Source organism: Rhizobium sp. PRIMUS64, assembly GCF_023006465.1.
Classification (GTDB): Bacteria; Pseudomonadota; Alphaproteobacteria; order Rhizobiales; family Rhizobiaceae; genus Rhizobium; species Rhizobium leguminosarum.
In genome coordinates, this window is sequence record NZ_JALBGX010000018.1 from 1 (window position 1) to 12,136 (window position 12,136).

The 12,136-nt window shown below is 60.0% G+C and carries 15 protein-coding genes and 1 pseudogene; 8 read left to right on the top strand and 8 right to left on the bottom strand.

What is annotated here, in order from left to right:
* Positions 1 to 626: RluA family pseudouridine synthase (locus MOV76_RS10065; RefSeq protein ID WP_247264448.1), on the bottom strand; the 626-nt coding region annotated here is incomplete at its 3' end.
* 42 nt (positions 627 to 668) lie between these two features.
* Between MOV76_RS10065 and MOV76_RS10070 the strand changes: the two genes are divergently transcribed.
* Both MOV76_RS10070 and MOV76_RS10075 read left to right on the top strand, forming a co-directional pair.
* A complete protein-coding gene (locus tag MOV76_RS10070) occupies positions 669 to 1,055 on the top strand; it encodes a hypothetical protein (protein ID WP_018243316.1) in 387 nt (128 codons plus the stop codon).
* Positions 1,056 to 1,062: 7 nt separating this feature from the next.
* Positions 1,063 to 1,887: an RNA methyltransferase gene (locus tag MOV76_RS10075; RefSeq protein ID WP_247264449.1), complete on the top strand. Its 825-nt coding sequence runs from the start codon at positions 1,063 to 1,065 to the stop codon at positions 1,885 to 1,887.
* 77 nt (positions 1,888 to 1,964) lie between these two features.
* On the opposite strand, the gene MOV76_RS10080 is transcribed toward MOV76_RS10075, so the two are convergent.
* On the bottom strand, positions 1,965 to 3,125 hold the full coding sequence (locus tag MOV76_RS10080; RefSeq protein ID WP_247264450.1) for a hypothetical protein: 1,161 nt from the start codon (positions 3,123 to 3,125) through the stop codon (positions 1,965 to 1,967).
* Between the two features lie 115 nt (positions 3,126 to 3,240).
* Positions 3,241 to 3,828, bottom strand: coding sequence for a DUF1134 domain-containing protein (locus tag MOV76_RS10085; protein ID WP_028733268.1), 588 nt, complete (start codon positions 3,826 to 3,828; stop codon positions 3,241 to 3,243).
* A 194-nt stretch (positions 3,829 to 4,022) separates the two neighbouring features.
* On the opposite strand from MOV76_RS10085, the gene chpT reads away from it, so the two are divergent.
* Both chpT and MOV76_RS10095 read left to right on the top strand, forming a co-directional pair.
* Positions 4,023 to 4,670, top strand: a complete 648-nt coding sequence (chpT, locus tag MOV76_RS10090) for a histidine phosphotransferase ChpT (protein WP_028733269.1) — start codon at positions 4,023 to 4,025, stop codon at positions 4,668 to 4,670.
* A 120-nt stretch (positions 4,671 to 4,790) separates the two neighbouring features.
* Positions 4,791 to 5,153: a response regulator gene (locus tag MOV76_RS10095; protein ID WP_003542364.1), complete on the top strand. Its 363-nt coding sequence runs from the start codon at positions 4,791 to 4,793 to the stop codon at positions 5,151 to 5,153.
* Positions 5,154 to 5,379: 226 nt separating this feature from the next.
* Here the strand turns inward: MOV76_RS10095 and ctrA are convergent, their stop codons facing one another.
* Entirely contained in the window at positions 5,380 to 6,081 is a 702-nt protein-coding gene (gene ctrA, locus MOV76_RS10100) for a response regulator transcription factor CtrA (protein WP_003542362.1), read from the bottom strand.
* A 436-nt stretch (positions 6,082 to 6,517) separates the two neighbouring features.
* Between ctrA and MOV76_RS10105 the strand changes: the two genes are divergently transcribed.
* Together MOV76_RS10105 and MOV76_RS10110 are read left to right on the top strand one after the other, a co-directional pair.
* Positions 6,518 to 6,868, top strand: a complete 351-nt coding sequence (locus tag MOV76_RS10105) for a hypothetical protein (protein WP_026188505.1) — start codon at positions 6,518 to 6,520, stop codon at positions 6,866 to 6,868.
* 52 nt (positions 6,869 to 6,920) lie between these two features.
* On the top strand, positions 6,921 to 7,142 hold the full coding sequence (locus MOV76_RS10110; protein ID WP_247264451.1) for a hypothetical protein: 222 nt from the start codon (positions 6,921 to 6,923) through the stop codon (positions 7,140 to 7,142).
* Positions 7,143 to 7,241: 99 nt separating this feature from the next.
* Here the strand turns inward: MOV76_RS10110 and MOV76_RS10115 are convergent, their stop codons facing one another.
* Positions 7,242 to 7,520, bottom strand: a complete 279-nt coding sequence (locus MOV76_RS10115; protein WP_112904768.1) for a GNAT family N-acetyltransferase — start codon at positions 7,518 to 7,520, stop codon at positions 7,242 to 7,244.
* Between the two features lie 55 nt (positions 7,521 to 7,575).
* Here MOV76_RS10115 and MOV76_RS10120 point away from each other — a divergent pair, with 55 nt between their 5' ends.
* Entirely contained in the window at positions 7,576 to 8,121 is a 546-nt protein-coding gene (locus MOV76_RS10120) for a paraquat-inducible protein A (protein WP_247264452.1), read from the top strand.
* Positions 8,122 to 8,144: 23 nt separating this feature from the next.
* On the opposite strand, the gene MOV76_RS10125 is transcribed toward MOV76_RS10120, so the two are convergent.
* A complete protein-coding gene (locus tag MOV76_RS10125) occupies positions 8,145 to 8,420 on the bottom strand; it encodes a DUF1153 domain-containing protein (protein ID WP_007533628.1) in 276 nt (91 codons plus the stop codon).
* A gap of 400 nt (positions 8,421 to 8,820) precedes the next feature.
* Between MOV76_RS10125 and MOV76_RS40320 the strand changes: the two are divergent.
* Positions 8,821 to 9,667 (top strand): annotated as a pseudogene (locus MOV76_RS40320) (response regulator transcription factor).
* 116 nt (positions 9,668 to 9,783) lie between these two features.
* Here the strand turns inward: MOV76_RS40320 and MOV76_RS10145 are convergent.
* Positions 9,784 to 10,509 carry a sugar transferase gene (locus tag MOV76_RS10145; RefSeq protein ID WP_018243308.1) on the bottom strand — a complete coding sequence of 242 codons (726 nt, stop codon included), beginning with the start codon at positions 10,507 to 10,509 and terminating at the stop codon, positions 9,784 to 9,786.
* 645 nt (positions 10,510 to 11,154) lie between these two features.
* Positions 11,155 to 11,952 carry a 3'(2'),5'-bisphosphate nucleotidase CysQ gene (cysQ, locus tag MOV76_RS10150; protein ID WP_130758894.1) on the bottom strand — a complete coding sequence of 266 codons (798 nt, stop codon included), beginning with the start codon at positions 11,950 to 11,952 and terminating at the stop codon, positions 11,155 to 11,157.
* Positions 11,953 to 12,136: the final 184 nt, after the last annotated feature.

Genomic DNA, 12,136 nt, shown 5'->3' on the forward strand with positions numbered 1-12,136 from the left:
CCGGTGGCGCGGCCAAGCGGCGCGTCGACTGTGCCAGACAGCGTGCGGGGCCGGCCCCAGACGACTGCCTGGTAGGCCCGCTCCAGCGGCATGGTGCGGCCGTGGTCGGCAAATTGCAGCGAGAGGTGGCGATGGGCAATGTCGTTCTTGGCGACGACCATGACGCCTGTCGTGTCCTTGTCGAGGCGGTGGACGATGCCGGGGCGGCGCACACCGCCGATGCCGGAGAGTGTATCGCTGCAATGGTGGATCAGCGCGTTGACCAGCGTCCCCGTCCAGTTGCCGGGGCCGGGATGGACGACGAGGCCGGAAGGCTTGGAAATGACGATGACGTCGTCGTCCTCATGGAGGATATCAAGCGGGATGTCCTCGCCCTGCGGCGTCGGGTCTTCCGGCTCGGGCAGCGTGATCTCGAAACTATCGCCGGTGCGCACCTTGCGTTGCGGGTCGGTGACGGGTTGGCCGCGCAGAAAAACCTGGCCATCCTTGATCAGCGTCTTGATGCGGCTGCGCGAAAATTCCTCGCCGACCTGCGCCGTCAGCCAGGCGTCGAGCCGGCCTTCGGCGCTTTCATCGGCGGTCAGGACTTTTCTATTGCCGGCGGCTTGTTTAAAGGGGTCGCTCAAGACGCTTCTTCTCCGACGTATTTTTTAGAACGGGACGCACAGATGACAGCAATCGAGCCAGACGACCAGGAAGAGAAGCCCCTTGATCCGGCGATGGAAAGTGTCCGGCGCAAGATGGTCCGCCTGCAGATCGTTTCCGGCGCCATCATGTTCGTGAGCCTTATGGCGGTCTTCGGCGCGGTTGTCTACAAGGCGATGCACAGCGAGCCGAAGGAGACGGCGTCCACTGTTGCCGCCTCCGGCGTGCCTTCGGATGCGCCGCTTGCGGCAACCGTTTCCCTGCCGCTTGGCTTCAAGGTGCAGTCCACATCGTTTTCGGCCGGGCAGATCCTGTTCTACGGCGAAACGGTCGAGGGCAAGAGTAAGGCGCTGGTCTACGATCTCAGGACCGGCCGCACCGTCGCCGACGTCACCGTCGCGGGCAATTGAGGCCGGCATGGCCGCCGTCCCGATCGACATCGACAGCGCCGACGATCCGCGCGTCGCCGAATTCCGCGATATTCGCGAGCGCGACCTGACCGGCCGAGAGAACCGCTTCATTGCCGAAGGCACCGTCGTGCTGCGCATGCTCGCCGAGGCACATGCGGCCGGCCGCGGCTTTATCGCCGAGAAGATCCTGCTGCTGCGCAACCGCGTCGAGGGCGTCCGGCCCATCCTGGAGCGGTTTCCGGCCGATGTGCCGGTCTATGTCGCCGGGGCTGATGTGCTCGACGGCGTCGTCGGTTTCCATCTGCATCGCGGCGTTCTCGCGCTCGGCCGGCGGGAGGATCGCGGGGAAGCTGCCCTTCTCGACGCGCTGCCGGAGCAGGCGCTGGTGCTCGTCGGTTGTGGCATTTCCAATCACGACAATGCCGGCTCGATGTTTCGCAATGCGGCTGCCTTCCGGGCCGATGCGGTGCTGCTCGACGAAACCTCCTGTGATCCACTCTACCGCAAGGCGCTGCGTGTCTCGGTCGGTTCGGTGCTGGGCGTTGCGCACCGTCGCGGCGGCGAGGCGCTGGATGTGCTTCTGGCGCTTGCCGAACGGGACTTTGCCATCTGGACGCTTTCGCCGCACGGTAAGACCGATATCCGCGCCATTCCGGCCTCGACGCGTATGGCGCTCGTCGTCGGCACCGAAGGCGAGGGGTTGCCGGAGGCGCTGCTTGCGCGGTTCCAGAGCGCGCGCATTCCACAGTCGGAGGAACTCGACAGCCTCAACGCCGCGACGGCGACGGGGATCGCACTGTTTTCCATGGCCTCGGCGATGGGCCGGATCTAACGCATGCCTCCTCAAATCGAAATCGATTTTCAGGGTTCTGCGCCAATTCAAAAATGATGGCGCGCCGCGCTAAGGCGTCAGCGCGCGCGATCGGCGATGATCGCGGCCGCCCTGTCGGCAAGGCTGACGCGATCGTTCGGATTCCTTTCCGCAGCATCCAACAGCAGTGTGCGGATCGGCGAGGAGGGACCTTCGTTGAGTGCGGTCAGCGCCACCATATTGGCGGCGATCGAGGCGATCTCCTCGCGGATCGCGCCATCGCGCCCGGTTGAGGCCTTTGCCTTTTCGAGGCGCTCGGCAAGGGCGGCACTGCGCGTCCGGACATCTTCGCCGATCCCAGTTGTGACGACGGCGGTGTCGAGTTCGGCTGCGGTCGTGTCTTCGGCGGTCATTTCCGCCGGCAACTCCGCCACCATCCCGGCAAGGCCGGCGTCGCGCAACACCCGGTTGACCTTGCGGATTTCGGCGTTGGCGGCCTTCAACTGCTCCTTCAACTTGGCGATCTCCTGCTGGCGGCGCGCGACCAGGGTTTCCTTTTCGGTGGCGGAAGCGCTCTCGCGCGCGGCCTTATCCTCCAGGCGGATCACCATATGCTGCTGCTGCGTCAGTTTCTGTTCGGCATCCTTGGCGCGCTTCTGCAGCAGGCTGACGTCCTGGCGCAGCGTGTCGCGTTCGTCGCGCAGCGCGTTCACACGGAATTTCAGGCTCTCCGCCTCGGTCTCGCGCGCGGCCAGGTCGATCCTCAGCCCATCGGCCTGTTCACCGAGCTTGCTCAGGCGCGTCCGCATCGTCGCCAGTTCGCTTTCCTTGTTGGCAGCGGACTGCTCGGCAATATGCAGGTTGGTCTTCAACTGGCTGATATAGTTCTCGTCCTTGCGCAGATGCGAGCGCTGGTCAGCTGCTTCGACATGCATCTCGCCGATCTGCGCCTGCAAATCGCCGATCTCGGCGGCAAGCCTGCCGGCGTCGACGGCGAGGGCGTCGTGGCGAAGCTGGAACGACAGGGATTTCTCGCGCTCACGCAGAAGGTCCTGGGTGGTGCGGGCGTTTTCGGCGGCATAAAGCGCTCGCACCATGTCTTTCTGGGCGCGAACCTCTTGTGGGCTCAGCGGCATCGTCGCTTTCAGCCGGTTCTCTGTATACCAGACAATACGGCGGTGAACGGCCGGCGAGACCAGAAAGACGAGGAAGGCCGCGGTCAGGAAGCCCAATCCGAACAAGAGAGCATATTCGATCACGGCGCGGCCATCGGTAAGAAGGTTGATACGGGTCAGCCGCGATGATTAAGCAGGCATGACGCGCATGGCAAGGCCGCCGGTGGGGACGGCGGCAGATTCCGGCGGCTTTGCGGCCTCAGAAGGGGTTCCAGGTCGGCGCCTGGGTGATCTTGAGATAGCCGACGTTGACGCCGAGGCGGGCACCGACGCCGGTGCGGATCGGCACGACCAGCACGTCGTTGTTCTTGAGCAGCGTCATGCCGAAGCCGGCGATCACATAGGCCGAGCCGCTGACGCCGCCGAAGCGGGCATAGATGCCGTTGATGGAGGGCAGGTCGTAGACCAGCATCATCACGCGCGAGCCCTGGCCGCCGTAATCCAGGCCGAGCGAGGGTCCCTGCCAGTAGAGATTATGTTCGCCGGCGTTCTTGGTGTTCAGCTGGCCTTCGCCATAGGTAAGGCCGGCGATGAAGGCGCCGCCGCCTTCTTGTCCGAGGATATAGCCGTTCGGCAGGCCGTATTTCTGGAAGGCACTCTCGACGACCTTGGCAAGTCCGCCGCTGGCGGAACCGAAGAAGGAGTGGCCGGCGTCAACGATTTCCTGCATCGTGTACTGGCCGTTGTCCTGGGCAGCGGCCGGTGCGGCAACCATCAGCGAGGAGAAGACGAGGGCCGAAAGCAACCTGCAGAAGCCGATGAATCGGTGCGGAAATCGAGGGCGCATTGTGTCATCCGTTCGTCGTTTGGCTAGGAGCGGGCAACCGCTCGCGGCGATTGGTGCATTTTGCGCCGATGATCTTAACAATCGGTTTACCAAATATGGTGTCATTATGGCATCGAGTACGATCGCAAACTTCGCGCAATTTTGATGAAGTATATTCCGGGCGCAATGAAATTGCCGCCCCTCAGGAGACGATGATGTCCAAGAACCCCAATCTCACCCTGTCCGGCCCGGATCTGGCCGCTCTTCTTTGCAGCCGCGTTTGCCACGATGTCATCTCGCCCGTCGGCGCGATCAATAACGGGCTGGAACTGCTGGACGAGGGCGGCGCCGATTCTGATGCGATGGACCTGATCCGCACCAGCGCCCTCAACGCGTCCGTCCGCCTGAAATTCGCACGCCTCGCCTTTGGTGCGTCGGGCTCCGTCGGCGCCTCGATCGACACGGGCGAGGCCGAACGCGCTGCGAAGGATTTTGCCGTCGCCGAGAAGAAGACCGAGGTGATTTGGAATGGACCGCGCGCCATCGTCGCCAAGAACCGTGTCAAGCTGCTGCTCAACCTCTTCCTCGTTGCCTATTCTGCCATTCCGCGCGGCGGTGTACTCGAGGTAACGCTCGAGAATCCCGAATTCGACGCCAGGTTCAAGCTCACGGCCAAAGGCAAGCTGATGCGCTTGCCGCCGAAATTCGTCGAGATATCGACTGGCACCATCGAGGAGGCGATCGACGCCCATTCGATCCAGCCCTATTACACAGTGCTTCTGGCGCAAGAGTGCGGAATGACGCTCGATCATAGCGCCAGCGCAGACGAACTGGTGTTCACGGCAGTGGCCGCGGCAACCTGATTTCGGAGTGCGGACGCGTGTCGGCGCCCGTCCGGTAACGATTCGTTAGCCTGATGGACCTATTCTCCAGGGTTGTAAGAGGCCTCTTGCTGCGACGAATGCGGGGGCAAAGGAGCGGCCATGCAAAGGTTCATGATCACCGATAATTCGGACATCGTCCGCAAGGTCGGCAAGCGCATTCTCTCCGAACTCGATTTTCTCGTCAGCGAAGCCTCCAACGCCGGCGAGGCGCTGCAGCGCTGCCAGGCGGAGCTGCCGGAATATCTGATCGTCGATTCCGGCATGGAAGGCGCCCTCGATCTCATCGCCGCCATCCGCGCCATGGAAGGCGGCAAAGAGGTCAAGATCTATTACTGCGTCGTCGAGGCGGATCTGAAGAAGCTGATGGCGGGCAAGCGGGCCGGTGCGACCGACTTCCTGCTGAAGCCGTTCGATCGCAAGATCCTGACCGCGGTTTTCGGAAACCGCGCGATCGCCGCCTGACGCAGATCTTCCGCTCATATCGGTGTCCCTCGAGCATCATGCCGAAAGTGCACGTGCGTTCGGCCGTCGCCACGTCCTATTTTCTTAAACGAGACACAGAGGATCAGGCCGATCCAGCCTGAAATCTTCCGTCAGGGTAGCTTCTTATTTGCCCAGGGCAGAAACGAAAAATCCCGCCGGAAAGGCGGGATCTTCGTTTATCCGATAAGGGGGATCGGAAAAAAAATCAGGCGGTTTCGGCGTATTCGGCCCCATCCGGTTCGCGAAGAACATAACCACGGCCCCAAACGGTCTCGATGTAGTTGGCGCCGCCGGCAGCGTTGGCGAGCTTCTTGCGGAGCTTGCAGATGAAGACGTCGATGATCTTCAGTTCCGGCTCGTCCATGCCGCCGTAAAGGTGGTTCAGGAACATTTCCTTGGTGAGGGTGGTGCCCTTGCGGAGCGAAAGCAGCTCCAGCATCTGATATTCCTTGCCCGTCAGGTGGACGCGCTGGCCGCCGACTTCGACAGTCTTGGCGTCGAGGTTGACGATCAACTCGCCGGTCATGATGACCGACTGGGCATGGCCCTTGGAGCGGCGGACGATGGCGTGGATGCGAGCGACGAGCTCGTCCTTGTGGAACGGCTTGGTCATGTAGTCGTCGGCGCCGAAGCCGAGGCCACGAACCTTGTCTTCGATGCCGGCCATGCCCGACAGGATGAGGATCGGTGTCTTGACCTTGGACAACCGGAGAGTGCGAAGCACTTCATATCCGGACATGTCGGGCAGGTTCAGATCGAGAAGGATGATGTCATAATCATACAGCTTGCCCAGATCGACGCCTTCTTCACCGAGATCGGTGGTATAAACATTAAAACTCTCTGATTTCAGCATCAACTCGATGCTCTGCGCCGTCGCGCTGTCATCCTCGATTAGAAGTACCCGCATAATTATCCCCTTTACCGCCGCCGAAAGGTGGTCTGGCCCCCTACACGATACCGAACACGCTACGTGATTTGGAAGCTGCCACGAAATGGTTAACAAATTCTAATTCACTCTGGCAAGGAGTATCGAATTTATTAAATAATTTTTCCATTTCTCTGTTTTCCAATAGGAATCTCAAAAAGGCGTTCCTCAACTTTAACATTAGGAAACAGCGCTAAGTGATTCATCCGACTCGCCAATGAAAAGGTTCGAACTTCATGCCGTGGCATTTACCGACCCTTAAATCATAGGGCCTATCATTAACGATGCCCGTAAACGAAAGGTTACCAGCGGTTGGTATTTGTTAATATCGCAGGAAATTTTTTAGCAAACCGTGTCAAAGCGGCGCGCAGGGCGGTTTCAAGTTGAGCCGGGGTCTCGCATCACGGGAGTAATGCGTATGAAGTCGCGAGAAAGTCTCGTTCGCCTGAAGGAATTTCAGGTGAACGAAAAACGACGTCAGTTGCAGCAATTGCAAATGATGATGTCTGAATTCGAACGGATGACGAAGGATCTGGAGAGCCAGATCGTCGTCGAGGAAAAGAAGTCCGGTATTTCCGACCCGAATCACTTTGCTTATCCGACCTTCGCCAAGGCCGCGCGTCAGCGGGCCGATAACCTGCAGGTTTCGATCAAGGAACTGAAGATGCAGGAAGAGACGCTGGAAATGGCGCTCGAGGAGATGCAGGCGGAATATGCAAGGGCGACGGCGCTGGAAGAGCGTGACAGCGGCGCCCGAGCAAGGGCGTAAGTGAAAAACGGTGGGCGCCGGTTTCGGCGCCTGGGATCGCCGCTGAGAAGCCATGTATGACGGGCGCGCTGTCCGTCATACATGGCTTTTGGTGTTTTCGCCTATCGGCGAGCGCCTCGGCGCAGCTGTCGCCGAAATCGAGGCTGTCACGCCGAAGGCGATTGAAGAAGCTACCTCCAAAGCGGGTCACATCGAGCGTGATTCAGGCGACGCGAGTCATGACTTTTTATGCGCCGCCCCAAACCTGCAGCCTGTCTTTGAGCGACCGCAATAGAGCGCCGTGCGTCCTTTCGGACGCGCAAAGGACGCTCTAACTCTTTCAATCCGCGCATCGTGCTTTCTGACAACCGATTCCGATTTTCGGGCAGATGCGCTAGTTCACGACATCCTTCCATTCCGGATGGCGTTGCGCCTGCGCCTTGAAGAAGGGGCAAAGCGGGATGATCTTCCATCCGCCTGTGCGGGCTGCTTCCACGGCGTGGAGCGCCAATGCCTGGCCGACACCCTTGCCGCGCAACGCATCGGGAACGGCCGTGTGATCGATGATGATGAGCTTCGGCGATGTGCGCGAATAGGTCATCTCGGCCTCGTGCCCCTCCACCTCGGCCGCATACCGGCCGCCGGAGGCGCCTTCCTCGTTTCGAATGTTCATTGTCTTTCCTCGTAACGGATAGTGTCGTAGCGGACCGTGACATGGCGGCGCGGTCGTGCCAAGCCGTGGAGGCAAGACAGATACAAGACGGAGTGTTCATGCAAAATATCGGATCGTTACGAGGTTCGGGGCAATGAAGGCGCTCTCAATGATTCGCCCCGTGCTTCTCGTGGCCGCGCCGTTCTTCCTGGCGCTCGGCCTCGTGTTACCGCTGGTCCATTTCGAGACGCTGTATTTCTTCGACGAGACGCCGTCCCTCATCGAAATCATCGTCTCGCTTTGGCAAGGCGGGGACGGGCTGCTGGCGGCGATCGTTGCACTGGTTTCGATCCTGCTCCCGTCTCTGAAGATGATCGGGATCGCCGCAGAAGCGACGGCCACCGGCGGTCAGGCCGGCAGCCTGTTCTATCGTCGTGTCGTACCGCATCTGTCCAAGTGGTCGATGATGGACGTGCTGCTGGTCGCGATCGTCATTGCGGCGGCGAAGACGACGGGGCTGGCGGATGCCTTCACGCAGCCAGGCCTCTGGTGCTACGCGGCCTCGTCAATGATTTCGGGCCTTCTTCATTCCCTGATGGGAGATGCGTCCGGCCCGAAATAGATGTCGTCGATGCTGGCGAGTGATCAGTGACGATATTGCTGAATGCGCGTGGTGCGCAGGCCGGCGAGACCGTGGCTGTTGATCGACGACTGCCAGGAGAGGAATTCTTCGACCGTGAGCGTATAACGCTCGCAGGCCTCTTCCAAGCTCAACAAGCCACCGCGAACAGCCGCGACAACCTCTGCCTTCCGGCGAATCACCCAGCGCCGCGTATTGGGCGGCGGAAGATCCGCGATCGTCAGGGGGCTGCCATCGGGGCCGATGACATATTTTACTCGGGGACGTATCATTTCGGTCATTGGACTCTCTACACAACGCAAGACCACGAGCCCCACTCTAGCCTGCCACATTTAAAAATTGCCTAAACCCATCGTAAGACTTTGATAACAAATTTAGATGCCCTCGGGCCGCGGATTTGGGGGCGGCCGCCTGCCGCTACGTCAATTTCTAGCGCCTGCATGGGAGCCATGCGGAATAAAGATTAGCTGATTTCCCGGGATGATCTTCTAAGCGCTGCAACAAAGGAATGAGCGCAAGACTTCGACTCCGCTCTTCCCGCTGCATCAGGCCAGTTTGCGCTTTTGATGCTTCGTGTCCTCGGGATGCGGGGCAGAAATCCGTCTCTGCTGATGCTCCGGCGCGAGCTTCTCGCCGCCGGCAGCGAGGCCGAGCCGATGCTGGCCTTACGAGGATACGAAGATGGAAAGACCTGAGCGCGCAGTCGACGACTGCGCTGAGGATGCTGCATTTTCGCCTTCGAAGGCCGTGGGCGCCGGGGCTTCGTTTAACGACGGCAAGGAACGGCTCGGGGAGATGGCGAAGCTTGCGGGCTTCGATTTTTATCTGCTCTCGGTTTTCCCGCGTGGCGACCGTACGGCTTTCATCGAAAACCGGCTGATCAGCAACTGGCCGCTAAGCCTGGTCGGCTTTTACGAGGCCGCCGATCTCTTCTATTGCAGCAGACTGGGGACCGCGATGAAGCGGACGATCGTGCCGATCTTCTGCAAAGTGGGGTCGTTTGCGGGCAGCGCCGCCAATCAGGAAAACCGCAGACTCAACACGCTCTTTTAGATGCACGGGCTGAAGAATACCTTCGCCTTCGCGCTTGCATGACGCTGACCTGAAACAATACATCTTCGCCTTTCTCAGGCGACTGTCCTATGCCCACGCGGGAGCAGGCGATGGCGCTGCTTTACGGCTGCATGGAGCTTCTGGACAAGGTTTCGCGCAATGGCAACCCGGAAACGGTCCGTCGGAGACGCTCACCCGGCGCGAAATCGAATGCCTGCGACGCCGCCTGATTCCTTAAATCGGAATCGACTTAAGGAATCAGGCGGCAATTCAAAGTGCTACAGCGTCCTTTGCGCGTCTAAAAAGACGCGCGGCGCTGTAGTCGGCGGCCGGCAAGAGCAGCGACGAGATCGCGATCGTTCTCGATCTCTCGTCGCATACGGTGGCAGGTTATCTGAAGAGCGCGATGCGCAAACTCGACTCGGCCAACCGCATGCAGGCGGTCGCCAGAGCATTCCGGTGCCGGATGCTCTAAAGCGCGTGGCATCGCGCTTTAGGTCTTTGTTTTATGCATGTCGGTTTCGCAAAACCGCTGCACACTTTTCGGCGACATGCACAAGGCAGCCGGTCTCTTCTCACAAAGCTTAAAGCTTAAAAGCCTTTTCCGCGGGTCAGCTCCGACACGACGGTTCCGAAAATGATGCGCATGTCCATCACGATCGAAAAATTCCCGACGTAATAGAGATCGCTGGCGATGCGGGCGCGCGCCTTGGCCGGACGATCGGTCGGGCCGCGCAAGCCGCGCATCTGGGCAAGACCCGTCATGCCGGGGCGCATCGCATGGCGCTGATGGTATTCCGGTACGAGCTCTTCGTAGAGCATGCCGCCGGCGCGCATGCCGATTGCATGGCAACGCGGGCCGACGACCGACATGTGGCCCAGCAACACGTTCAGCAGCTGCGGCAACTCATCGACATTCGTCCGGCGCAGGATGGCGCCGATGCGAGTTATGCGCGGATCGTTCTTCACCGTCTGGGCAACACCGGAGACATCGCAGAGGTCGGTGCGCATGGAACGGAACTTGTAGACCTTGATGGCCTTGCAGTTCTTGCCCCAGCGGGTCTGCTTGAAGAGCACCGGTCCCGGGCTGTCGAGCTTGATCAGCAGGGCGACGAACAGAAGGAACGGGGCGAGGACGAGGAGGGCGCTCAACGACGAAAAAATGTCGAACGCCCGCTTCAGGACCAGATCCACCAACGGCGCCTGCGGCGCATCGCTATGGATAACAGGGGTCTGGATCTTCAGGCTCGGCTGCTGGCGGCGGCTCGGCCGGAAGGAGTCTGTCGAAATGCTGTTGTTTAGTTCCGTGATGCTCAAGGATCGTACTCTGTTGTCTTCGAGGGGGGCGCGGCGGCAATAGGCGATCAATGGTTAACCCTGTCACCAGGGCTGCACTCAGGTCTTGGTAACCCTACTAAAACGGAAAAATGCGACAATTGTGTAATGGTGTCCAGAGAAATATCGCATCGCAGCAAATCTTTCGCATGTGCGTTAAGTTGAGGCAAGCTCATGATATTTCGTTAAGAATTGGAATTTTGTCAAAGTTTCTAGGCCTTTGGCAGGGCTTCACAGGGGGGTGGCGACGTGCCGTTTCGACACGTGACCCAGGTCTCTTAAGCATATTTCTTAACGGAACACGGGGCGAAATTTTTCTGATGAAGATATCGATCACTGTCGAAGCCGTGCCGAAATGTGACAAAATCAAGGCAAGATTGATGGCGCGCAGCGTCTTGAAAAGATGCAGGGCAACGAATTTGCGGCCCGAATCGCTCAGTGAGGCCCGATAACGCGAATCACTTCACAGCTGGAGAGGGGATCGTGGATGCGCTTTACGGAGGGACGCTTGCGCAGTTGAGGCGCGCATGCCCGAGGCCGGTCGCGGATTGTCGCGACAGGTCTGAGCTCATGGTTACGATGCAGAGAATCGCGCCGCTTGCCGGTATTCAACGATCCTAAGGATGGTCACGCCGGTTCGAGGACGCGTTTCCTGCCGCCCCAGGAGATGAAGTTCGGGTTGGCGAAGTCGAAATCGGCCGCGGTTCCCGTCTTGCCATAGGTCAGCGGCGTTCCGTCCAGCGTCACCGTCGAACCGCCAGCGGCGCGCAGCACCGCATCGCCGGCCGCGGTGTCCCATTCCATCGTGCGGGTGAAACGCGGGTAGACGTCGGCCTTGCCTTCGGCCAGCAGGCAGAATTTCAGCGAGGAGCCGATATTGGTGCATTTGAAGATCGCGTGGTCGGCGAGGAAGCTTCCGGTCTCCGGGCTGTTGTGGCGAAGGCTTGCAAGCGCCAGCCTGTCGTCAGGCTGCTCGCGCACAGTGATTGTGCTGCGTGCGCCAACCGTGAAATCGTCCGCGACGACGAGCCTTTCGGCGTGGCCGCGTTCTCCCGAGAAGGCAAGTCCGAGCGCTGGCGCGTAGACGATGCCCGCCACCGGGGCGCCGTTCTCGATATAGGCGATGTTGACGGTGAATTCCTGCCGTCCGTCGACGAACTCGCGGGTCCCGTCGAGAGGGTCGACAAGAAAGAAGCCACGGCCGGCAATGTCGGGCACTTTTCCGGCGGCGACCGATTCTTCCGCCACGACGGGTATTTCGGGATAATCTCTGGCGAGATGAGCGAGGATGATGCGTTCAGCCTCCTCGTCGGCGACCGTGACCGGACTGGCATCCGCCTTCATGGCGACGGGGAAGCCTTCGCGCAAGACCGTGATGATGGCCTTGCCGGCTTCGAGTGCCGCCTTTTCAAATGTCCTCAGCATTGTCCTTTTGCCGTTCGCCAAGCGGCGAGCACCCCGTTGTCGCTCGTCCGCAAACCATCCCTATTACAACCAGATACTTAAGTTATATGGTGTTCCCCGTCATGCTCTGCATCCCTCAATACACAGCTTGATGATGCTACCATAAGTTTTCGGCCTTGTCAGACGAAGATGGGGCATTGTTCGT